A 22,987-nucleotide genomic window follows, 5' to 3' on the forward strand; every position below is an offset into this window, starting at 1 on the left:
CAAGTTCAGGATAAAAGATTGAAACGAATAGCAGGATTAAGCTTCAAATAAAAATAAAAAATGTCAATAGAAAGTATATCCTTATCGGGAAGAAAAAAAATGGTCTCTAATAAAGAGATGACTTTTTGGGAAAATATGTATCTGATTGCGATAATCAAAGGGTTGATTATTACTATCAAGCACTTGTTCACTCGAAAAGTTACGATTCAATATCCAGAGCAAGTACGTGAAATGAGTCCCGTTTATCGTGGTCAGCACATGTTGAAACGTGATGAAGAAGGTCGCGAGAATTGTACGGCTTGTGGTTTGTGTGCGTTGTCTTGTCCTGCTGAAGCAATCACCATGAAAGCGGAAGAGCGCAGAGCTGATGAAAAACATTTGTACAGAGAAGAGAAATATGCTTCGATTTACGAGATCAATATGTTGCGTTGTATTTTTTGTGGATTGTGTGAAGAGGCTTGTCCGAAAGATGCAATTTATCTAACGACTTCAAAAGTATTGGTTCCTTCCAGTTATGAAAGAGAAGATTTTATATTTGGAAAAGACAAATTGGTCATGCCTTTAGAAATGGCAATGAAAAACGCTCAACTTAAAAACGCTAATTAATGATACATATACCTGATTTAGCTAATGCAACACCGATACAAATCATTTTTTGTGTTTTATCTATTATTACATTAGCCACTGCATTTTTGACAATTTTTAGTAGAAACCCGATCCACAGTGCTATTTATCTTGTGATTTGTTTCTTTTCGGTTGCAGGTCATTATTTGTTATTGAATGCGCAGTTTTTGGCAATTGTTCATATTATTGTTTATTCTGGAGCGATTATGATTTTATTTTTATTCACCATTATGTTGATGAATTTGAATGAACAAAAAGAAGTACATAGACCAAGGATTACCAGATTAGGCGCTATTGTTTCTTTTTGTTTGATATGCATCGTTCTTATTTTGATTTTTATAAACTCAAAACCAATTGTTGGAGAATATGTTGCTACTGGAGAAGATTTTCAGTCTATAAAAGTATTAGGTAGAATATTACTAAACGAATATATGGTTCCTTTTGAATTTGCTTCTATATTACTTTTGGTTGCTATGATTGGGACTGTTTTATTGTCTAAAAAAGAAAAACTGCAAAAATAAGATGAACAATATTTTAAATCAAATAGGCATAGAAAATTATATATTCCTTTGCGTGATACTTTTTTGTATTGGCGTTTTTGGAGTGCTATACAGACGAAATGCCATTATCGTATTTATGTCAATTGAAATAATGCTAAATGCAGTAAACTTATTGTTTGTGGCATTTTCTACCTATCACCAAGATGCGCAAGGACAAGTTTTTGTGTTTTTCTCGATGGCTGTTGCAGCTGCAGAAGTTGCGGTAGGATTAGCAATTCTAGTTTCAATATTTAGAAATTTAGGCTCAATTACTATCGATAATTTAAAAAACTTAAAAGGATAAATGGAAATGAATACCAATATAGCTTTAGTTTTAGTTCTTGCTCCTTTTTTAGGATTTTTAATCAATGTTTTCTTTGGGAAAAGCCTGGGGAAATTGCTGTCTGGAATAATTGGAACCGGTACTGTTGTGGTTTCTTTTATTGCAACCGCTTATTTCTTCAGTGGAATTTCAGCACAACCGGAGGGAATTTATATTTCACTTTTTAACTGGATTCAAATCAGTAATTTCAAAGTTGATTTTGGATTTCAATTAGATCAATTGTCAATTTTATGGTTGCTTTTCGTAACTGGAATTGGATCTTTGATTCATTTGTATTCTATCAGTTACATGCACGATGATGAAAATATGCACAAGTTCTTTGCGTATTTGAATCTGTTTATATTTTTCATGATCACTTTAGTAATAGGAAGTAACTTATTAGTCATGTTCATTGGGTGGGAAGGCGTAGGTCTTTGTTCTTATTTGCTAATTGGATTTTGGCATAAAAACCAAGATTTCAATGATGCAGCTAAGAAAGCGTTTATCATGAACCGAATTGGGGATTTAGGTTTATTAGTTGGGATTTTTATCCTTGGAAGCTTATTCTCGACATTAGATTTTGCTACATTAAAAACGGCTATTGCTACGGCTACCAATTTAAATAGCTATTGGATTGGAGTTGCAGCTTTTGCTCTATTTATTGGAGCTTGTGGAAAATCAGCACAAATCCCATTGTATACTTGGTTACCGGATGCGATGGCTGGACCAACACCGGTTTCGGCATTGATTCACGCGGCGACAATGGTTACTGCAGGTATTTTTATGATTACCAGATTAAACTTTTTATACAGTCTTGATTTGCCGAGTATGCATTTGGTAAATGATATTATTGCGATTGTTGGAGCAGTTACTGCTTTAGTAGCAGCTACAATTGGATTGGTTCAAAATGATATTAAGAAAGTATTGGCCTATTCTACCGTTTCCCAGTTGGGATTAATGTTTTTGGCTTTAGGTTTAGGGGCTTATGAAGTGGCTGTTTTCCACGTAATCACACATGCTTTCTTCAAAGCTTGTTTGTTCTTGGGTTCAGGTTCAGTAATCCACGCTTTGCACGGAGAACAAGACATTCGCAAAATGGGTGGTTTGAAAAAATCGATGCCAATTACTTTTATAACGATGTTGATTGCTTCCTTAGCGATTTCTGGAGTTCCATTGTTTTCGGGTTTTTTCTCGAAAGACGAAATTTTATTAGTGGCTTTCGAACATACAATTCCATTATGGGTTGTAGCTTCGGTTGCGTCTATAATGACTGCTTTTTATATGTTTAGATTGATGTTTTTAACTTTCTTCCAAGAATTCAGAGGAACAGAAGAGCAAAAGCATCATTTACATGAAAGTCCCTCTTTGATTACTTTTCCTTTAATTGTTTTAGCGATATTGGCAACAATAGGCGGATTAATCAGTTTGCCAGGAAATAGTTGGTTGAATGGATATTTAACGCCTATTTTACCAGAATTATTGAATGCTGAACACCATTTAGGAACTACAGAATATATGTTGATGGCTATTGCAGTTGTGGGCGGATTAGTAGGAATTGGTTTGGCTTATGCCAAATACATCAAACAAAACACAGTTCCTACAGAAGATGCTGAAATCACAGGGTTTTCTAAAGTACTTTACAATAAATATTATGTTGATGAATTCTATGATGCTATTTTTGTTAAACCAATTAATGTCTTGTCTCGTTTTTTCAGAGACACTATAGAAACAGCTTTATCAGCTTTAGTTTTTGGATTCGGAAAAGTAACTAACGAAATAAGTTATCAAGGAAAGAAAATACAAAATGGAAGCATTGGACTTTATCTTTTTGTTTTCGTATTAGGGCTTTGTGCCATTGTTTCTTATTTATTTTTAGCTCAATAATCTTATACTATGAATGTATCTCTAATATTAATTATACTTTTAGTTGGTTCGTTTGCAACTTTTCTTGCAGGCGATAAACTAGCTTCAAAAGTGGCTTTGTTCTTTGGGTTGGCTGCTGCAGGCTGTTCTATTGTATTATTAAATCACTATAATTTAGGTGAAAATATCAGTTTCATCAAACAGTGGATTACAAAACCTAATATTTCTTTTGCTTTAAAAGCAGACGGACTTTCGCTGGCAATGCTTTTATTGACTACGGTTTTGACTCCAATTATTATTTTCTCTTCTTTTGGAAATGAATATAAAAATTCAAAATCATTTTATGCCTTAATTCTGTTTATGTCATTTGCAATGGCGGGAACATTCTTAGCATCAGACGGTCTTTTATATTATATATTTTGGGAATTATCATTGATTCCTATTTACTTTATCGCATTAATATGGGGTAACGGAGACACAGAAGAACGCAAAAAAGCAGTAGTTAAATTCTTTATCTATACGCTTGCAGGCTCATTATTTATGCTTGTGGCTTTTGTTTATATGTATCAAAAAGCGGGTAGTCTTTTATTGGAAGATTTATATAAATTGAATTTATCTGCAACCGAACAATTATGGATATTCTTGGCTTTCTTCTTGGCTTATGCTATTAAGATTCCATTGATTCCTTTCCACACTTGGCAGGCTAATGTGTACCAAAAAGCACCAACTGTTGGAACGATGCTTTTGTCGGGTATTATGCTAAAAATGGGATTGTACAGCGTTATCCGTTGGCAATTACCGCTAGCACCACTAGCCGCTAAAGAATACATGTTCCTCTTTATTGGACTTGGAATAGCAGGTGTAATTTACGGTTCAATTGTAGCATTGAGACAAAAAGACTTGAAGAAATTATTAGCGTATTCTTCTTTGGCACACGTTGGATTAATAGCTGCCGGAACCTACACGTTGACATTAGACGGATTGCGTGGAGCAGTTTTACAAATGATTGCACACGGTTTTGTGGTTGTTGGATTGTTTTTTGTTGCTGAGATTATTTTCAGAAGATATGAAACCAGAGCAATTGCTGAAATGGGAGGTATTCGTGCTCAAACACCAAAATTCACATCCATGTTTTTAATTTTGGTTTTGGCTTCAGTAGCATTGCCAACTACTTTTAACTTTGTTGGAGAATTCACCGTTTTATACAGTCTTTCACAAATAAATATTTGGTTTGCCATTTTAGGAGGATTAACTATAATTTTAGGAGCATATTATATGTTGAAAATGTTTCAACATGCTATGTTAGGCGAAACCAATTCAAAACTTTTTGCCGATGTAACTATCAATGAAGGAATAACTTTGGTAATTGTAATTGCTGTCCTGTTCTTTTTTGGAATGTATCCAAAACCAATCATTGATTTGATCACACCAAGTCTTGAAGAAATTTTAACTCAAATAAACCGAATTAACTAAGTCAAATAAAAAATGAATACATTAATAGCTATAATAGGATTAGGTGTTTTATGCCTTTTATTTGAAATTTTTAATTTAAGGAAAGCTATAGTTCCAATAACGATTATTGGATTATTGGCAGTTCTTGGTTTAACGATATCTGAATTTAATTCCACACAGAGTTACTATAACAATATGATTATTGTTAGTAAATTTTCAACTGTATTTTCTTCTTTGTTTATTGTGCTTACTATTTTCTTAGTGGCTTTAGGACATAATTTTTACGAAAATCATCAATCTAAAATTTCTGATTTTATTGCGATAAAAGTGTTTTTATTGGCGGGAGCAGTGGCGATGGTTTCTTTTGGGAACTTAGCGATGTTCTTTTTGGGAATCGAAGTATTATCCATATCACTTTATATTCTTGCGGCAAGTGACCGTATGAATTTAAAAAGTAACGAAGCGGGAATGAAGTATTTCTTAATGGGCTCTTTTGCTTCGGGAATTATTCTTTTTGGTATTTGTTTAATTTACGGAGCGATGGGAAGTTTTGACGTTACTGAAATCAGCGAATTATCACAATCGGCGGAATTGCCAATTTGGTTTCCAATTGGGATTGTATTGTTAACGATTGGGATGTTATTCAAAGTTGCTGCCGTTCCTTTTCATTTTTGGGCACCGGACGTTTACGAAGGTTCTCCTGCATTGACAACAGCATTGATGAGCACTTTGGCAAAAGTAGTTGCCATGGCGACTTTATACAAATTGCTTTACGTTATGAATGCTGATATTTCAGAGGCATTCAAAACTATTGTAGTCGTTATTTCTATGGCTTCCATGACTGTTGGTAATATTATGGCCTTAAGACAAACAAACGTGAAACGTATGTTGGCTTTTTCAGGGATTTCTCATGCTGGTTTTATGTTGATGACTTTATTGAGTTTGTCCACTTCAGCAGGTAGTTTGCTGTATTATGCATCAGCCTATTCTCTGTCTGGAATCGCAGCTTTTAGTGTGATTTTATACGTTTGTAAAAATAGAGATAACGAAGATGTTGTGAATTTTCACGGTTTAGGAAAAACAAATCCATTGTTAGCAGCTATTCTTACAGCCGCTTTACTTTCAATGGCTGGTATTCCAATTTTTGCTGGATTCTTTGCTAAATTGGTTTTGTTCAATCAAACGATTCAAGCGGGTTATTTGGCTTTAGTAATCGTAGCAGTTGTGAATTCTATCATAAGCGTTGGGTACTACTTCAAATTGATTTTGGTAATGTATACTAAAGAACCAAACGAGGAAAGAAAAGGAACGCCGGTTATTATTTATGCAGTTGCCGTTATAGCGATTGTCTTGAATATTGCCTTAGGTTTGTTTCCATCTTTTGTTTTGGATTTATTGGGATAAACCAAAGTTTTAAAAATATACAAAAACCATCAAGAGTAATTTTGATGGTTTTTTTGTTTCAAAGATTTTCTATTTCCTTGATTGTAATAAATATTTACTATTCGGGTATTTATAATAAAATTCCAAAACTCAAAAAGCCTAAAACCGAATTGATTAATTTTGCCTTATAAATTCAATTTTGAATTTCAATTAAATAAATGAAGATGGAAAATAAATTAAAAATACAAATCTGGTCGGATATCATGTGTCCGTTTTGTTATATAGGAAAAAGAAGGATTGAAGAAGCATTGCAGCTTTTTGAACATAAAGATGCTGTTGCCATTGAATGGAAAAGCTTTCAATTAGATGCTGGTTTTATTGCGTCTCCTGACGATAATATGGCAGAACATTTAGCAGAAAAATACAGAAAAGATAGGGATTGGGCTCAAAACATGCTCGATAACATGACTCAAAATGCAAAGGCGGCAGGATTGGATTTCCATTTTGAAAAAGCAGTTCTTGCGAATTCATTGAATGCACATCGTCTGTTGCATTTGGCCAAAAAGTACAATCTGGCAAATGATTTAGAAGAACTATTATTCAAAGCGTATTTGACCGATGGCAAGAACGTTAATGATTTAAATACTTTAGCTGAATTAGGCCTTGAAGTTGGGCTAGAAGCGGAAGAGATGAAACAAGTTTTGTATTCTGATGCTTTTGCAAATGAAGTAAATGAAGATATTGCAGTGGCAAATTCAATAGGTGTGCAAGGTGTTCCCTTTTTTGTTTTCGAAAATAAATATGCAATTTCCGGAGCGCAACCCGCAGCCGCTTTTTTACAGACACTGGAAAAAGTATGGGTAGAAGGTAAATTTGAATCGAAAGTAACTTTGCTGAATACAACAACTGAAAATAGTTGCGACATCAATGGTTGTGACTAAAACTGAGAATAGCTTCAAACAAAAGTCCCGTTGATAATTCGTATCAACGGGACTTTTTAACTAACCATTTATAAAAAAACTAATTATCTTTTATCTAATCTGATATCTAAACTTCCTGTTACTTTAGTGTCTTCAACTTTGGTTTTTGTACCATTAGTTCTGTAATAGTATTGATCTTGATCATTTGAATTTTGGTTGTTCCCATAATCACGATTGTCGTTGTCATCGTTATTTTGATTATTTCTATAATCACGATCATTATTGTCATAGTTGTTCTGACTGTATTCATTCGCTCTACGCCCTTTTACACTTCCAACAATATCAACAATTTGACCACGACGGTTGTAAATAATTTGCAATCCACCAACTTGCTCTAAGGCGTAACGGTTGTAAGACATGTATACTGAACCAACTCGTTTAATTCTATCATTTGAATCATAGTTGATAAATACATTTCCAATACGTCTTACTTTACCAGAATTATCATGTTCCACTTTTACACCGTAATTTTCATTTCGATAATTTGTGGGCGCACCATACGTTTTGTTTACTGCACTTGTTCGGGTTGATTTATAATACATATCATTACCATTTGATGGACGTGTATTGAAATCAAATTGTCCGTCAGGGAATACAAAAAATTCGATTCCTCTTTCGGTGAACACAATTGGTTCCGCATTTCTAAAATCAACAGGGGATCTTCTTTCAAGAGAAAAATTCGTTTTTTCTCTTGCATTCGCTACACCACCTCCAATAAGGAAGATACTAGCTACTAAAAGGGTAATTTTTTTCATAATCAATATAATTTGGGTTTTGCCTACTCTCGAGCTTTTCGGCTTACGCTTTTTTACTTATTTGATAAGGTATATCCAAGTAGCGTGCCAAAGTTTTGAATAACGGTTTCGTGCTTATGAAATGTGAATTGTTTTTTAATGTTTAAAATACTTAAAATCAACGAATTGATATTCTTAAATAAATAAATAATATAATTTTTAAGGAACGAATATTTATGTTTTTTTTAAGTGTAATTTTCCTTTAAGGATATTTTTTCTTGGCTTTTTACATAATTCAATAACTGATAATAGTTACTACAGCAATGAAAAGACTAAAATTAGAAGTCATTTTTTATTTCTAATAGTTGTCAAATAACCTTGATGAATGTTTTGTCTTTGCCAATAAATATTTAAATTTACTTTAACCTAACGGTGTATTTTATCTGTAAATGGGGAATTAGTAATGTTCAAATTAGCTTGACAAAAGAAATAAACTAATACTATAAGTAGCATTAGTTTTAAAACTATAGAAAATGATTAATAGGAGTGAAAGTACAAAAGTAATTCGTTGGGGAATATTAGGATGTGGTAATGTTACTGAAGTAAAAAGTGGTCCTGCATACCAGAAAACTGAAGGCTTTACAATCGAAGCAGTGATGCGAAGAGATGCTGGTAAAGCCGCTGATTATGCTAAAAGACATGGAATAAGTAAATTTTACACTAATGGAGATGACTTAATTAATGATCCAGAAATTGACGCGATTTACATTGCGACACCTCCGGATACTCATAAATTTTACGGACTTAAGGTGGCTCAAGCCGGGAAAATTTGTTGTATCGAAAAACCTTTGGCACCAAATTATCAAGATAGTCTAAGCATTTATAAGGCTTTTGAAGAAAAAAATATCCCTTTGTTTGTTGCATATTATAGACGTACACTTCCTCGTTTTGAACAAATAAAAACATGGCTGGATGCTGATAGCATTGGTGCTATCAGACACATAAGATGGCATTTGAGTAAAGCTACAACGACTCAAGATTTATCTGGAGAATATAATTGGAGAACTGACTCTAAGATTGCTACTGGGGGTTATTTTGATGATTTGGCGAGTCATGGACTGGATTTGTTTATTCATCTTTTAGGAAATATAAAAGAGGTTTCAGGTATAAGTCTTAATCAACAAGGATTGTATTCTGCCAAAGATGCCGCTACAGCTTGTTGGGTTCATGAATCTGGAATCACTGGAACTGGAAGTTGGAACTTTGGTTGTTATGAGCGGGAAGATAAAGTCGAAATTTTTGGAAGTAAAGGAAAAATTACATTCTCTGTCTTTGAAAATGAGCCTTTAGTGCTTTCTAATGAGCAAGGAAAAACTGAAGTCTTTATTGAACATCCAGAAAATATTCAGTTGTATCATGCAAAGCAAATGCGGGAACATCTTCTTGGCAATAGTAAACATCCTTCAACAGGATTAACCGGTGCTCATACTAGTTGGGTTATGGATAAAATTATAGGAAACCTTTAGCAATTTAAAATAGTTCAAAACAAAAAAAAGGCTATCCCAAAAAGACAGCCTTCTCAAATTACTACAATTTATTTAATCACTATTTAACATCAACGGTTTCTATAAAAGTTTTCCCGTTAGAAGTTATCACAAACGTGCATCTGTCTCCTTCAATGTTACTTACATCAAATAGTTTACCCACATTTATTTCAGAAGGTAAGGTTTCTTTATATACCTCTATATCATTTGAGTTGTAAATTTTAACAGTAACTGGAGTTTGAGAAACGTTTAACATGTTAAGTGTTATTATTCCGTTTTTAGTTGTTAAAGAAGGTTTATAAACCTCAGAAACAGCATCAGCAGATAATTTAGCTATTTTACCAACAACCTCAATTTTATACTTTGAGATTTTAAGGTCGCTTTCAGCTTGTAAGTAATAAACTCCGTCTGGGAAAGCCGTTAAATCATATGTTCTGTTAATATCGTCGTCAGAAGTAACATTTTCTTGATAAATTAAATTGTCACTGGTGTCATAAATCGACAAGTCGATTTTCTTGATCTCTCTTAAAGTAAAACTTACAGTCTTTCCTTCTTCTTTTTTTAAATCTAATGAGAAATCAGCGTTCCCTGCATGTGCTTCTACGGCAGTTAATGCTACTGCGGCTAACACTAAACTAAATTTTAAAATCTTTTTCATAATGTAAATGTTTAGATTTATAATTGATTATTTATCTGATGCTAAATTACCCTAAGAGATTCATTATGAAGTAGTACAGGATTTTCTAATTTATGTGCTATTTTACCTTTTACGAAATCGATTAAGGTTAAAAAAGATAATTGTGTGTCTGTTTTAGGTAATTTTGTACTAATTCTAAATACGTAGTCGATGAAAATAGTACCGCCTGCCTTTGAAATTATAGCCCCATCCTTTGGGAGTTCCTTTTATTTTTCTCAATATGTTGAAAATGCCAACAGTAAGGCACATTTATGGCATTATCATCCAGAAATCGAATTGGTCTTTGTAAATGGAGGATCTGGGAAACGACAAATAGGGAGCCATATATCCTATTATACTGATGGAGACCTAATACTTATAGGGAGTAACTTGCCTCATTGTGGGTTTACCAACGAAGAAACTGGGAATAAAAATGAAACGGTCATACAGATGAAACCGGATTTTCTGGGGAATGATTTTTTTGATATTTCCGAAATGAAGAATATTCGGAATCTTTTTAGTCAAGCCAAAGCTGGAATTGCTTTTGGAGGAGAAACTAAAAAGAATATTGGAAAGAAAATTGAATCTATGGAAAAACAGTCGCATTTTGAAAAGTTGCTGACCATGTTAAGCATTCTCAATGAACTGGAATTATCCAATGAATATACCGTTTTGAATGCTGATGGATTTAGGATGGAAATGCAGATGCAGGATAATGATCGTATTAATGCGGTTTTTAATTATGTGAAAGATAATTTTCAGGAACATATTACGCTAGAAGAAGTGGCTGTATTGGTAAGCATGACTGTGCCTTCTTTTTGCCGTTATTTTAAAAAAATCACCAACAAAACATTTACTCATTTTGTAAATGATTATCGTTTGGTCCACGCGTCTAAACTACTGGCAGAAAAACCCATAAGCATTACTGAAATCTGTTTTGAAAGTGGTTTCAATAATTTTAGCTATTTCAATAAATCATTCAAGGAGTTTACGGGTAAAAGTGCTTCGCAATACCGTCAGGAACTTAGTTCTGTGCTTAAATAAAGAATTTCAACAGTAAGTTAAAATGTCTTAAAATTAAATATTACCAGACTAATTCTATTTTCTGTCCTTTTTTCAAAGTAATTTTTTTGGTTTTGTCTCCATTAATAAGTGTTGTATTTCCACCATTTTTAGAAAAAATAGTTGCTTTTTTTACCGTTTTATTGCTCCATTCCATCGAAATTACAAATCCTCCTCTGGCACAAATTCCTTTTACGGCGCCACTTTCCCAAGCATCGGGTAGGGCAGGGAGTAATCTGATTTCGTTTTCATTAGACTGAACCAACATTTCGGCTACTGCGGCAGCCCCTCCAAAATTTCCGTCTATCTGAAAAGGAGGATGCGCATCGAATAAATTAGGATACGTTCCGCCACCTCTTCTTGACTTCTCTGTTTTTTTTCCATCAGGATCTACATATCGAAGCAATTCCCGGAACATTTTATAGGCATGATTACCATCCCAAAGTCTTGCCCAAAGATTAATGCGCCAGCCTTTTGACCAACCCGTTGTTTCATCGCCTTTTATTTCAAGCGTTTGTCTGGAAGCACTGGCCAAGTCTGGAGTTTTTAATGGTGTAATGTGGTCTCCAGGAAAAAGTCCGAATAGCTGCGATTGATGGCGGTGTTTTGGGTCTTCATCGTTCCAGTCAAAATACCATTCTTGTAGGTTTCCTTTTTTTCCTATTTGATATGGATAGAATTTTGAAAGTGCTGTTTCGAGTTTTGCTCTAAATTCAGTATCCACATTTAACACTTTTGAAGCTTTAATCGTTTTATCAAAACATTCGCGTATCATCGCCAAATCTGCAGTTCCGCCGTACATCGTGGCTCCAATGAAACCATCGGGCGCGATGTATTTATTTTCTGGAGATGTTGATGGCGAAGTGATTAAATAGCCATTTTTATCAGTTATCATCCATTCTAAAAAGAATTGAGAGGCTCCTTTCATAATAGGATATCCTTCGTTTTTTAAATAATTTTTGTCTTGTGTAAAAACATAATGTTCCCAAATATGAGTACTTAACCAAGCTCCTGCCGTATTCCAACATGCCCAACTTGGGTCTTCTTTTCCGAAGTTCCCAACAGGATTTGTCATTGCCCAAATGTCAGAATTATGAGCCGCAGCCCAGCCATTGACGCCATAAAATGTCTTGGCGGTCACTTTACCCGTTATAGAAAGGTTTTTTATGAAACTCAAAAGCGGGAGGTGTAATTCGGAAAGATTAGTGTTTTCGGCAAGCCAATAATTTTCTTCCAAATTGATATTCATAGTATAATTACAACTCCAGGGTGGGTTTAGGTGTGGATTCCAAAGCCCTTGCAAATTGGCTGGAACACCTTTGGTTCTGGAACTGCTAATGAGTAAATAACGTCCATATTGAAAATACAAAACTTCTAAATTCTTATCTTCTTTTCCTTCTGAGTAGCGCAACAAACGCTCGTCTGTAGGTAAATCTGGCGCTGTTGTTTTTCCAAGATTTAAACTAACTCGATTGTAAAATTTTTGATAATCGGCGGTATGGGATTGTTTTAATTTATCGAATGATTTTAGAAATGCTTTGTTCAAATTGGCTAATGCAATCGCTTTATCGTTTAGTCCTTCGGTAGCGGGATTCTTGTCAAAGCCATTAAAACTCGTTGCAATTGATACATAAATTAAAGCTTCGGTTCCGTTTTTTAATCCCAAACTCGTATCGGAATTTACAACTGTACCGTCCGTATTTTTGATTTTCATCAGAGTTGTAAAACGTGTTCCTCTTTCTTTTTCCAAAAGAAAAGACGGCACCACTTGATAGCCAGGGTTTTCGTGAATAGGTGCAAAGCCATTCATTGTGAGTACATTATTTTTAGTTTCTGTTTTGAATTTCAATAAACTATTAGAATTGATATCAAAATTTAACGCCCCTTTTTGACTGCTTGTCAATTTGATTATCATGATTTGGTCTGGTGCCGAAACAAAATATTCACGAGTAAATTTCACGCCATTAATTTCATAACTGACTTTGGAAATGGCATTAGAAATATCCAATTCTCTATAATAATTCGAAGCTTTCCCAGAGTGATGACTATTAATTTCCATAGTTCCCAATGGTGCATATGACTCGGAATTTTTACCTTGAATTTTTTTATTCAATTCGTCGGCAAGTTTGTAATTTTCATTTTTTAATGCTTCCCGAATTGCAGGTATATTTTTATACGCTTCAGGGTTCATGTTGGCATTTACAGGTTCTCCTGACCAAAGTGTGATGTCATTCAAATAAATTTTATCCAAATTTACCCCTCCAAAAACCGTTGCTCCCATTTTTCCATTTCCTAAAACCAGACTTTCTTCAAAAAAATCAGCTGATTGGTTATACCACAGAATATGATTGGATTGAGCTATAGCTTTTCCACTGAAAAAGGAACAGATGAAAACTAGAAATAGTTTTTTAAAAAAGCTTAATTTCATATGTAGATAATTATCTGATTTAAACTTAAAAAAATAATTGATTGTTATTTAATAAATAGGTTTGTAAATAAAATTTTTAAAAATAACCTGCCCATCACCTACAGCAGAAAGCCCTAATCGAAGACTCATGAAACCACTCAATACATTATGATTGAATGAGGATACTTCTGCAGAGTTTTCAATTTTCATCCACTCTTTTCCATTAATGCTATAAAACATATTTACCAGTTGTTCTTTCTTTTCCAAACGAAGGAACAGCTGTGTTTTGTTGATCCCTTTTTGAGTAGGGAATTGCCATGATCTAAGAATTGCCAATACATTCTCTTTATCGGCAGCTATTCCTGTATAAAGTTTACTGTCATAAAAGAGAATTAACCCAGCCGCAGCATCACCTTCTATTTTGACTTCAACTTGAGCTACATAGGAATGGTCAGACGGCGTGCATAAAAGTGGTGAGCTTTCACCAATACTTTTTCCTTTCCCTTTAATTTGTATTCCGTCTTTAGTTAGTTTAAACCTTTTCGTGTCAAACTCGTTAAAGAATTGCCATTGTGGACTAAGTATTGCAGTTGAAAAAGTATCGGAAAGGGAAAAATCACTTTTAGAGGTCTGACCTGCCGGTTTTTTAATTGGCTCTTCCGCTTTTATTGCTTCAGGACTTTTATACCAGCCATCACTAGTCCATTCTACAGGTTGCAGAAGTGTCTGCCGCCCCATGTTATAATAGCCATTTTCATAACCGTGAAAAACCATCCACCATTTTCCATTAACATCGTCAATCAGTGTTGCATGACCTTTAGACCACCATTTTTCGGAACTGTCTTTTGTTCTGATAATTGGATTGTATGGAGAGTTTTCCCATGGTCCTAAAGGTGATTTTGACCTTGCTGATATCACCATATGACTTGTGGCCGGACCTGCAGTACCTCCTTCGGCAACAGTAAGATAATAATAATTACCTCGCTTTAAAACTTTGGGACCCTCCATACAAAAACACTCAATAGACCATTCCGTTGGTATTTTCCACCCATCATAAACATGTTTACCCATACCAACGACTGAAAGTCCATCTTTGGCTAGCGGAACATAATTCCCATTACTGAAATAAAGGAATCGGTTCCCCTTTTCATCAACAAAATGTCCCGGATCAATATTGCCGATTTTTAAGTTTATCGGATCACTCCAAGGACCGTTTATAGCATCTGCCCATACCACATAATTAGTTTCATTTGCCGGAAAGTAGATGTAAAATTTGTTATTGTATTTTACCAAATCAGGAGCCCATACTGAACCTACACTTTTTTTGAGAGCGTGTGTAGCAGGCTTCCAGTTCACTAAATCTTTGGAAGTCCAGATTAGCAATCCAGGATAATAATTGAATGAAGAATGTACAATATAGTAATCTTCTCCATCTCTAATTATTGATGGATCAGGGTAATCTCCAGCAAATATGGGGTTTTGATAAAAATCATTACCAACTTTCGTGTTCTGTTGCTGTGCATTGATTGCAAGCGATAGGGAGAATATAAATAATAGGATCGTTTTTTTCATAATTGATAATTCACAATTTCATTGTAAGATTATAATCTTAAATTACTTGCTGACTTTATATTTTTCATTTGCGGTAATCATTTCCCAATCATCGGTTCGGAAAGGAGATGCAGGAAAATTTTCTTTATTGAAAAGGTTTATCTCCGTATCATCATCTGCCCAACCGTAATGAATAGCAATTGGATTTGGTACCATTTCATTAGAAACTATTACTTTATTATCCTTGATAATCGCTTTCGCGGCATAGAAAATTTTATCAGCACCTGCGATTTCAAATCCTTTTAAATTTCCATCATTATCAGACGTTGACAATCCGCTACCGATATTATCAAAGGTTAGAATTATTTGGTTTCCTTTTATTTCTAAGGATTTATAAGTTGGTCCGCTGTAAATCATTTTCTTGCCATAAGCGTTATGCAAAGCAATCGCAGCCAATCGTTTTCCTACATCTTGTTTGTTTGTGGGATGAATGTCTTTTGCGTTACCAATATCTGTCGTTACCGCCATTCCGGTGTTTGGCAATTGCAAAGTTTGGGTTTGCGCTTCGCGAAGTTCTGCCCATCGGCTGCCTTTTTTACTGTTTCCGTTGAACTCATTGAAGGTGGATAATTGTACAAAATAAAAAGGGAAATCGCCTTGCTTCCATTTTGTTCTCCAATCGGTTATCATCAATGGGAATGCTTTTTTGTATTGTTTGGCTCTCCACACATTGGCTTCACCCTGATACCATAAAACGCCTTGAAAAGCATACGGAATTAATGGATTGACCATCGCATTATACAACAACGAAGGGTAACTATTGGGAGACAAAGCAGTTTTTACAACAATCACTTTATACTTCCATTTTCCTTCTAAAGGAATGATTGTGCTACCAAGTGTTAGTTTCAAATCCGAAGATTCTCCATATATTCCACCGCCACCACTGTTATCGACAATTCTTACAGCAATAACATTTTTACCTTCTTTCAATATATTTGCTGGGATTGTATACAATCTTTTGGCATCCCAAAGGGTATTTCTACCCACTTCAATTCCGTTTACATAAGTGATGTCTTCATCATCAATTTTTGATAAACTTAAAGTAGTTCCGTTTTTAATATCTTCTGCCGAAAGGGTTATTGTTTTTCGCATCCAAACTACACCGTCCAAATCACCCAATGGCTGGTTTTCCCATAGTCCAGGGACGTTAAGTTCTGCCCAACTCGCATCATTAAATCCTAATTCTTTAAAACTGGTTTCGTTGACGGTATTCACTTCGGTTCCTTGAATTTTTTCGACTCTTTCTTTCATTGTTTTTGCATACAATTTTGAGATAGAATCCATATTCAGCATTGGCACATCGGCAATTACTGTTTTAAATTCATCGCTTTTTTCGAATGCTTGACGGCTAGTCCAAGTCTCCACACAAGTTCCGCCCCAAGAGGTGTTTATGATTCCGATTGGAATTTTTAATTCGGCATATAATTTTTTGGCAAAAAAGTAACCCACAGCCGTAAAATCACGCACCGTTTCTTTGCTACAAACGGCCCATTTTCCTGCTTTTAAATCCTCTTTTGGCGAACCACTCAAATCTTGGGCAACACCAAAATGGCGAATCATAGGATAATTAGAATCGCTGATTTCTTTCTCGGAATTCAGTGTTTTATACATTTGAAATTCCATGTTCGATTGTCCGCTGCAAATCCAAACTTCGCCAACCAAAACATTGGCTATGATGATTTTGTTTTTTCCTGTAATGGTTAATTCAAAAGGACCGCCTGCTTTTTCAGAATCTAAACGAACCATCCATTTCCCGGTTGCATCGGCTTTGATGGTTTTGGTTTGTTTATTGAAGTGGACTGCGATTTTTTCATTGGCATCAGCCCAACCCCAAACCGGAATTGCCTTGTTGCGTTGTAAAACCATTCCGTCAGAAAACAACAAAGGCATTCGAACATTGGCATTTGCCATTATGCTAGCAATCAGAAAAAGAAATACGATACTTTTTTTCATTTTTTATATTTTAAAAATTACGCTTAATTTTATAACAAACAGCATTATTAACTTTCATTTCTTTTAAACAGGTAATAAAATAAAAACCACTGCTATGAAAAGGGTTGTCATATAAGAGCATATAAGTATTGCTTTTTGCGTTCAGACTTAAATGATCTGGTATTTCTTATGTGGTTAAATTTAATACTATTTATTTTAGAATATAGCCATCAATTTACTTCAATCCATCAAGCAATCCAGTTAAAGCCTGAGTATCAAATACGGTATTGTTAGTTCGGTCAAAAATAGCAGAGGCATTAACACCCGTGTTTCCAGCATCCCAATAAAAAGGTAAAATTCCGTTTGCTTTGGCTTGTTTTACAACATATTTTAAAAAATAGGCTCTTGATGCTAAGTGCAAAGTCAATGCGTCACCTGTCAAATCACGTCGAATGGCCGCAAACTCTCCTAAGACAACAGGAATTCCTTTGTCTACAAATTGCGTTTTCATTGACAAGAAAAGTTTATCTAAATCGGCTTCTTCTCCCCAAGTGGCATTTCTATCGGTGTCAGTTGTGGAGTGATAATTTGCCCCCCAATAATAAAACATTTTACCCCAAGATGCATCCTTGTCCATTAGACAGAATTGATAAGGAGTATAATAATGCACCTCAACCATCATGCGACTCGCTACTTTATCGGTTGGCAAAGTCGCCATTAGTTTATTTGTTTTTTCAATATCCGTTGCTGGCCCTTGAACGACCAATGTACGATACGTATTTTTACCTCCTGTAGCACGAACTGCATCAATAAACGTTTGATGATATGATGTTAAAACTGCCATTTGAGTTGCGTTGTCTACATTTGGTTCATTGGCACTGGCAAAAAGTAAATGCTCATCAAAACCACGTAATTGAGTTGCTATTTGTTCCCAAAAGGCTTTTTGTTTGGCATTATTGGCTTCTTTTTGGGCTTCTGTACAATTATTTTCAAGCCATCCACCATCCCAATGGATATTGACAATTACATACATGTCATTGTCGACGCAGTATTGAACGACTTCTTTAACTCTATTTAGCCATTCTGTTTTTATTTGAGCAGTGCTGGTATTGGCTAAATTTTGATTCCAAGAACAAGGAATTCGAATCGCATTAAAACCACTTTGCTTTACAAGATCAATCAATGCTTTTGTAACCTTTGGATTTCCCCAAGCGGTTTCTCCACCAGTTGCTTCAAGTGTATTTCCAATATTCCAACCTAATTTTATTTTGGCAGCAAGTTGAACAGCAGTACTACTCATTCCAGAAGCATCGGCCGCAATAGGGTTTGTGTTGTAGCTTGGATAAAGTTCGGTTGCGACAACAGGTGCAGCTCCAAGTTGCGTCAAATTAATTTGGACTGAGGCTGCTTGGCTTGATTTTATGGTTATAACCGCTGAACGTACAGCGTTACTTGTATTTTCTGAGGCTGCTATATTAACCAAAGTTGTACCTGAATTTCCCGAGGCTTGGCTCAGCGTTATCCAACTTGTATCTGAGCTACTAATCGTCCAAGCATCAACATTGCTTGTAATAGTCACACCAACACTATTTACTATGCTTTGAAACTCTATTTTGTTGGTGTCTACAGTAAGTGATTTAGCTACTACCACTTCAGCTGGAGTGTCTTTACTACAAGCACAAATTGCTAATAAGAATAAACTTAAAATAAAAGGGAATACGTGGTTACTTACTGTTTTTTTCATTTTAATAGATTTTCGAGTTTTTAAATAAAGAAGACATAATTAGTGTTAGAGTGATTCTTATTTGATAGTTACGACAACTTCTTTTTTAATATCACGAGAAGAACTTCCTAATTTTAAAGTATAATTTCCTGGCTCAACAGTCCATTTTTTAGCGTCAACATTATAGTATGCTAATTCTTTTACTGGAACCTGAATTGTTATGGTTTGAGAATTCCCAGCAGCAACCAATACTTTCTGGAAGCCTTTTAATTCTTGTGCAGCACGGGTAATTTTCGAATCTGATTTAGACGAATATAATTGTACTACTTCTTTACCATCCACTTTTCCGGTATTTTTAACGGTTACTGAAACTGCAATCGTTTCGTTCACACTGTATCCTTTTTTATCCGTTTTGGCATTGTCGAAAGCAAAAGTGGTGTAAGATAATCCGTATCCAAAAGGATAAAGAGGCTCTGTTTTTTTAGTGTCAAACCAGCGATATCCTACCAGAATTCCTTCTGCATAGTTAACCGTTTTATCTCCAGGAAAACTGTTTGTCGCATGTGCAGGTGAATCCATAATGTTTTTCGGCATTGTCCAAGGCAATTTTCCAGAAGGATTTACTGTTCCTAACAATACATCTGCCAAGGCGTTTCCACCTTCAGAACCATTGAACCAACTCCAAACCAAAGCCGATGTTTTGTTTTTTATTTCTTCAAAGTCAAAAGGAGCTCCAGCAATCAAAACCACAATGGTTTTGGGATTAACGGCAACTATTTTTTTAATCAATTCTTCTTGCCCGAAAGGCAACGTTAAATTTCTACGATCAGAAGCTTCGGTTTCGTAATCACGGTTTGAACCTGCAAAAACAATGGCTATATCTGAATTTTTAGCGGCTTCAATAGCTTCCTCTAATTTAGCAGGATCCAATTGGTCAATTGTTACCGGACCATTCATGGTAATATCTCCTAAATTTCCTTTATTTTTTACTTCATAACGCTCTAAATATCCTTCTGCATAATTGATTTTGATGGAGCTTGGCAATCTATTTTTTAAACCTTCTAAAGGGGTAACCTCTCTTTTTGTTTTAACCCCTGCGCCAAATCCGCCCAAAGCATTTTTCTTAGTTGCATTGTTTCCAATAACAGCAATAGATTTTACGTCATCGAGTTTTAGAGGCAAGGCGTTATTTTCGTTTTTTAATAAAACTACTGCTTCTGATGCGATTTTGTAGGCATCTTGATAATGTGCTTCGGTTGCAATGCTGCCTTTTGCACGGTCTTTAGCTCCCATTGCTTTTACTTGAAACAAAGCTCCCAATATTCGTTTTACGTGAATATTAATTTCGGCTTCTGAAATTTCGCCAGCCTTAGTTGCTGCGATCAGTTTATCGGCCAAGAAAAAATCGTTGAAAGCTTTTGGAGTTCCCATTTCAATATCCAATCCGTTTTTCAACGTTTTTACGGTAGTATGAACAGCAGCCCAGTCCGAAACAACAATTCCTTTAAATCCCCATTCGTCGCGCAATATTTTGTTCAGCATATAATCGTTCTCACATAAATATTCGCCTCTAAACTTGTTATAAGCTCCCATGACACTGTAAGCATGAGCTTCTTTTATAGACGCTTCAAATGCTGGTAAATATATTTCGCGAAGGGTGCGTTCGTCAATTTGTACATCAACAAAATCACGATTGGTTTCTTGGTTATTGGCTGCAAAGTGTTTTACGCAAGCCATAACATCATTGTCTTGTAAACCGACGATTAACGGCACTGCAATTTTTTTGTTCAAAAACGGATCTTCGGACATATATTCATATGTTCTGCCTCCAAGTGGTGTTCTGACAATATTAATCGCAGGGGACAGTAACATATCTTTGTCTCTAGCGCGCAATTCCTGACCTAAACTATTCCCAAATGTATAAGCTAAATCAGTATTCCAAGTTGCAGCTAAACCTCCACCAGCAGGATAGTATGTCGCAAAATCGTTGTCCCAACCTGCTGCTGACCAATTATCACGAGAAATTTCTTCCCGAACTCCTAATGGACCATCTGCCATTTTTAATTCTGGAATGCCCAAGCGTTTTACGCCACCAGTTGAAAACATACTGTTGCCATGTAGCATCCCTATTTTTTCCTCAAGGGTCATTTTTGAAATCAACTTGTCAATTTCGGCATCGTATTTAGTGCTTAAAGAATTTGCAATAAGCGTTTTTGTTTGTTTTTTATTTTTAACCGTTTGGGAATTCGCATTGAATCCAGCCAAAAGCATTACTGAGCATGTGATGGATAATGTGATTATTTTATATTTCATGTGTAGCTAATTTTATTTTTAAATTATTTTTTAGGCTATTGTTGTCTAAATTATTTTTAAATCTGAAGGGTTACGCCCAAATTAAAAAGATTTCATTTTTTAGAATTTTACTTCATTGTTTTTACAAAATTCAGCAACAGCACATCATTTTCATTTATATTAAAATCCTTACTATAAGTTCCTTTTGAATCTATAATTACTTTTTCTGTTGTAATCGGTGCCCCGTTATTTTTGTTTTTAAGGAGATCTACTTGTTGCTTCGTCAATTGATTTGGTTTATTTATCCCTAAATAATCCGTGTAAACGTCATTCACTTTATAGCCTACTTTATATATTTTTAAAGTGTATTTTCCTTTTTGGAGCCCAGTAACTTCAATTTTTATAGTTCCTTTGGGTTTTGACGGTAAGTCTTTAATGTAGTATTGCTGATTGTTTATGGAAGTATCAGGAAGTGTATGAGTAAAATCCCAAAATAGTAATTGGACATCTCCTTTTGCATTTTTACATGCCCAAGATGATGTATCTGTATTTTGAAGCTCTGTTTTTCCTAATTTGTTTAGCAAATAATAAGAGAAATAGGCTGGTTTCTTGATTCCTTGCGTATTCAATAATCCGAATCCTCCATGAAAAGGGGTGAATCGTGGACCCGCTTCTTCGAAAATATCGGTAAAAACCCAATACGACATGGAGTTTGCAGCGTTTCCTACTTGTTTCAGTTTTTGAAGAATATAGGCGGCAGAATGGTAGCTGTCATGGATTGGGTCGGCAGGAGTATAGGACGAACTCCATTCCGTATAATGCAATTCCAAGTTAGGTTTAGCCGAGTTCGAAATTTGCTGACGAGAAGTGATTACTTCGCCGCTCACGCTAGAATCATCTTTATTCAAAACGGTTCCGGAGGTTCCGAATTCATCTAAAAAACCTTGTTTTACACCATAAGTATGTGTTGAAATAAAATCCAATGGAACATTATTTTTATTGCAAAATTCGATGGTTTCAGGAACCCAAGCTGCTCCAGCTGTAGCAGGACCTCCCACTTTGTACGCTGCATTTACACTTTTGATGGCTCTTGCAGTATACTCATATAATTTGAAATATTCAGCCTGAGTACCCGTCCAAAAACCTGGTGATAAGTTGGGTTCGTTCCAAACCTCAAAATACCAAGTTTTCACTTCTTCAGCGCCATACCGTTCGGTAAAATGCTGGGTTAAGTTGCGAATTAAGTCTTCCCATTTTTTATAATCTTTTGGCGGTGTTACATTGCCTTTCCACCAAAAAATGGTTTGATTCCCACTCGCCAATGCTGAAGGCATAAACCCTAATTCAACAAAAGGCTTCATCTTGATGCTCAAAAGAAAATCGTACAAGGCATCAATATATTGGTAATTGTATTCTGGATTTCCTTTATTGTCTTCTCGGTAAACGGCCATGTCATCTGTTAATAAACCATGCATCCGAATGTATTTAAAATCACATTCTTTTTTTACCATAGCCAATTGTTGCTGCCAATCGGCTCGTAATCCTTCATTGGCTCTTCCCGCTCCAATGCACTCTTTGAACATGGTGTTCAATTCTCCCACTGATTTATTATAATCGACTTTTATAGTTCGGTAAACTGTCGATTTTGTGACATTTGCATCTTGCCCAAATATCGAAATATGGGTTAAGAGGAATAGAAAAATAAGGGTAAATATATTTTTTTTCATTTGGAAATGTTTCTTTGTTTTAAAAAACTAAAGTCCAGCCCTACAAAATTGTCCGAGCCTACGGCTCTAACACACAATGTAGGAGTCCGCTGCAGACGGGACATTGTAGCCCAGCC

General features: G+C 35.2%; 17 protein-coding genes. 9 read left to right on the top strand and 8 right to left on the bottom strand.

The genetic code is table 11. The annotated features are described in order from the left end of the window. Nucleotides 1–60: 60 nt before the first annotated feature. The 7 genes from ACM55H_RS02505 to ACM55H_RS02535 all read left to right on the top strand — a co-directional run bounded on the left by ACM55H_RS02505 (nucleotide 61) and on the right by ACM55H_RS02535 (nucleotide 7,124). The gene (locus ACM55H_RS02505) at nucleotides 61–606 is read left to right on the top strand and encodes a NuoI/complex I 23 kDa subunit family protein (protein ID WP_291247698.1); all 546 of its coding nucleotides are present in this window, start codon (nucleotides 61–63) and stop codon (nucleotides 604–606) included. Beyond that, nucleotides 606–1,145 carry an NADH-quinone oxidoreductase subunit J family protein gene (locus tag ACM55H_RS02510; RefSeq protein WP_416835001.1) on the top strand — a complete coding sequence of 180 codons (540 nt, stop codon included), beginning with the start codon at nucleotides 606–608 and terminating at the stop codon, nucleotides 1,143–1,145. The genes ACM55H_RS02505 and ACM55H_RS02510 overlap by 1 nt, the downstream gene beginning before the upstream one ends. 1 nt (nucleotide 1,146) lies before the next feature. Next, entirely contained in the window at nucleotides 1,147–1,467 is a 321-nt protein-coding gene (gene nuoK / locus ACM55H_RS02515; protein ID WP_035668725.1) for an NADH-quinone oxidoreductase subunit NuoK, read from the top strand. A 6-nt stretch (nucleotides 1,468–1,473) separates the two neighbouring features. After that, nucleotides 1,474–3,369, top strand: a complete 1,896-nt coding sequence (gene nuoL / locus ACM55H_RS02520) for an NADH-quinone oxidoreductase subunit L (protein WP_416835002.1) — start codon at nucleotides 1,474–1,476, stop codon at nucleotides 3,367–3,369. 9 nt (nucleotides 3,370–3,378) lie between these two features. Then, on the top strand, nucleotides 3,379–4,821 hold the full coding sequence (locus ACM55H_RS02525; protein ID WP_416835003.1) for a complex I subunit 4 family protein: 1,443 nt from the start codon (nucleotides 3,379–3,381) through the stop codon (nucleotides 4,819–4,821). A 12-nt stretch (nucleotides 4,822–4,833) separates the two neighbouring features. Further along, nucleotides 4,834–6,204, top strand: coding sequence for an NADH-quinone oxidoreductase subunit N (locus tag ACM55H_RS02530; protein WP_416835004.1), 1,371 nt, complete (start codon nucleotides 4,834–4,836; stop codon nucleotides 6,202–6,204). 203 nt (nucleotides 6,205–6,407) lie between these two features. Then, on the top strand, nucleotides 6,408–7,124 hold the full coding sequence (locus ACM55H_RS02535) for a DsbA family oxidoreductase (RefSeq protein WP_416835005.1): 717 nt from the start codon (nucleotides 6,408–6,410) through the stop codon (nucleotides 7,122–7,124). 83 nt (nucleotides 7,125–7,207) lie between these two features. On the opposite strand, the gene ACM55H_RS02540 is transcribed toward ACM55H_RS02535, so the two are convergent. Next, nucleotides 7,208–7,918: a hypothetical protein gene (locus ACM55H_RS02540; protein WP_416835006.1), complete on the bottom strand. Its 711-nt coding sequence runs from the start codon at nucleotides 7,916–7,918 to the stop codon at nucleotides 7,208–7,210. 512 nt (nucleotides 7,919–8,430) lie between these two features. Between ACM55H_RS02540 and ACM55H_RS02545 the strand changes: the two genes are divergently transcribed. Further along, nucleotides 8,431–9,423: a Gfo/Idh/MocA family protein gene (locus tag ACM55H_RS02545; protein ID WP_416835007.1), complete on the top strand. Its 993-nt coding sequence runs from the start codon at nucleotides 8,431–8,433 to the stop codon at nucleotides 9,421–9,423. 79 nt (nucleotides 9,424–9,502) lie between these two features. On the opposite strand, the gene ACM55H_RS02550 is transcribed toward ACM55H_RS02545, so the two are convergent. Then, the gene (locus tag ACM55H_RS02550; protein WP_416835008.1) at nucleotides 9,503–10,099 is read right to left on the bottom strand and encodes a hypothetical protein; all 597 of its coding nucleotides are present in this window, start codon (nucleotides 10,097–10,099) and stop codon (nucleotides 9,503–9,505) included. Between the two features lie 189 nt (nucleotides 10,100–10,288). On the opposite strand from ACM55H_RS02550, the gene ACM55H_RS02555 reads away from it, so the two are divergent. Next, the gene (locus tag ACM55H_RS02555) at nucleotides 10,289–11,161 is read left to right on the top strand and encodes an AraC family transcriptional regulator (protein ID WP_416835009.1); all 873 of its coding nucleotides are present in this window, start codon (nucleotides 10,289–10,291) and stop codon (nucleotides 11,159–11,161) included. Nucleotides 11,162–11,201: 40 nt separating this feature from the next. Here the strand turns inward: ACM55H_RS02555 and ACM55H_RS02560 are convergent, their stop codons facing one another. From ACM55H_RS02560 to ACM55H_RS02585, 6 genes are all read right to left on the bottom strand, one after another. After that, complete coding sequence (locus ACM55H_RS02560; protein ID WP_416835010.1) at nucleotides 11,202–13,607, bottom strand: glycoside hydrolase family 95 protein; 2,406 nt, start codon at nucleotides 13,605–13,607, stop codon at nucleotides 11,202–11,204. Nucleotides 13,608–13,655: 48 nt separating this feature from the next. Next, a complete protein-coding gene (locus ACM55H_RS02565; protein WP_416835011.1) occupies nucleotides 13,656–15,158 on the bottom strand; it encodes a family 43 glycosylhydrolase in 1,503 nt (500 codons plus the stop codon). A gap of 42 nt (nucleotides 15,159–15,200) precedes the next feature. Continuing rightward, the gene (locus ACM55H_RS02570) at nucleotides 15,201–17,150 is read right to left on the bottom strand and encodes a sialate O-acetylesterase (protein ID WP_416835012.1); all 1,950 of its coding nucleotides are present in this window, start codon (nucleotides 17,148–17,150) and stop codon (nucleotides 15,201–15,203) included. A 214-nt stretch (nucleotides 17,151–17,364) separates the two neighbouring features. Continuing rightward, nucleotides 17,365–18,873 (bottom strand): cellulase family glycosylhydrolase, encoded by a 1,509-nt coding sequence (locus ACM55H_RS02575; protein WP_416835013.1) that lies wholly within the window; start codon nucleotides 18,871–18,873, stop codon nucleotides 17,365–17,367. A 57-nt stretch (nucleotides 18,874–18,930) separates the two neighbouring features. Next, on the bottom strand, nucleotides 18,931–21,165 hold the full coding sequence (locus ACM55H_RS02580) for a glycoside hydrolase family 3 C-terminal domain-containing protein (RefSeq protein ID WP_416835014.1): 2,235 nt from the start codon (nucleotides 21,163–21,165) through the stop codon (nucleotides 18,931–18,933). Nucleotides 21,166–21,272: 107 nt separating this feature from the next. After that, nucleotides 21,273–22,871, bottom strand: coding sequence for a GH39 family glycosyl hydrolase (locus tag ACM55H_RS02585; RefSeq protein ID WP_416835015.1), 1,599 nt, complete (start codon nucleotides 22,869–22,871; stop codon nucleotides 21,273–21,275). Between the last annotated feature and the right edge of the window lie 116 nt (nucleotides 22,872–22,987).

Source organism: Flavobacterium cryoconiti, assembly GCF_048158645.1.
In the GTDB taxonomy this organism is placed as follows: domain Bacteria; phylum Bacteroidota; class Bacteroidia; order Flavobacteriales; family Flavobacteriaceae; genus Flavobacterium; species Flavobacterium cryoconiti.

Excerpts from the sequence above, each read along its gene's own strand:
- ACM55H_RS02570 (WP_416835012.1), bottom strand. The coding sequence starts at position 17,150 with ATGAAAAAAAGTATCGTATTTCTTTTTCTGATTGCTAGCATAATGGCA.
- ACM55H_RS02535 (WP_416835005.1), top strand. The coding sequence starts at position 6,408 with ATGGAAAATAAATTAAAAATACAAATCTGGTCGGATATCATGTGTCCG.
- ACM55H_RS02560 (WP_416835010.1), bottom strand. The coding sequence starts at position 13,607 with ATGAAATTAAGCTTTTTTAAAAAACTATTTCTAGTTTTCATCTGTTCC.
- ACM55H_RS02510 (WP_416835001.1), top strand. The coding sequence starts at position 606 with ATGATACATATACCTGATTTAGCTAATGCAACACCGATACAAATCATT.
- ACM55H_RS02505 (WP_291247698.1), top strand. The coding sequence starts at position 61 with ATGTCAATAGAAAGTATATCCTTATCGGGAAGAAAAAAAATGGTCTCT.
- ACM55H_RS02580 (WP_416835014.1), bottom strand. The coding sequence starts at position 21,165 with ATGAAATATAAAATAATCACATTATCCATCACATGCTCAGTAATGCTT.
- ACM55H_RS02540 (WP_416835006.1), bottom strand. The coding sequence starts at position 7,918 with ATGAAAAAAATTACCCTTTTAGTAGCTAGTATCTTCCTTATTGGAGGT.
- ACM55H_RS02525 (WP_416835003.1), top strand. The coding sequence starts at position 3,379 with ATGAATGTATCTCTAATATTAATTATACTTTTAGTTGGTTCGTTTGCA.
- ACM55H_RS02555 (WP_416835009.1), top strand. The coding sequence starts at position 10,289 with ATGAAAATAGTACCGCCTGCCTTTGAAATTATAGCCCCATCCTTTGGG.
- ACM55H_RS02575 (WP_416835013.1), bottom strand. The coding sequence starts at position 18,873 with ATGAAAAAAACAGTAAGTAACCACGTATTCCCTTTTATTTTAAGTTTA.
- ACM55H_RS02530 (WP_416835004.1), top strand. The coding sequence starts at position 4,834 with ATGAATACATTAATAGCTATAATAGGATTAGGTGTTTTATGCCTTTTA.
- nuoL (WP_416835002.1), top strand. The coding sequence starts at position 1,474 with ATGAATACCAATATAGCTTTAGTTTTAGTTCTTGCTCCTTTTTTAGGA.
- ACM55H_RS02545 (WP_416835007.1), top strand. The coding sequence starts at position 8,431 with ATGATTAATAGGAGTGAAAGTACAAAAGTAATTCGTTGGGGAATATTA.
- ACM55H_RS02565 (WP_416835011.1), bottom strand. The coding sequence starts at position 15,158 with ATGAAAAAAACGATCCTATTATTTATATTCTCCCTATCGCTTGCAATC.
- nuoK (WP_035668725.1), top strand. The coding sequence starts at position 1,147 with ATGAACAATATTTTAAATCAAATAGGCATAGAAAATTATATATTCCTT.
- ACM55H_RS02585 (WP_416835015.1), bottom strand. The coding sequence starts at position 22,871 with ATGAAAAAAAATATATTTACCCTTATTTTTCTATTCCTCTTAACCCAT.
- ACM55H_RS02550 (WP_416835008.1), bottom strand. The coding sequence starts at position 10,099 with ATGAAAAAGATTTTAAAATTTAGTTTAGTGTTAGCCGCAGTAGCATTA.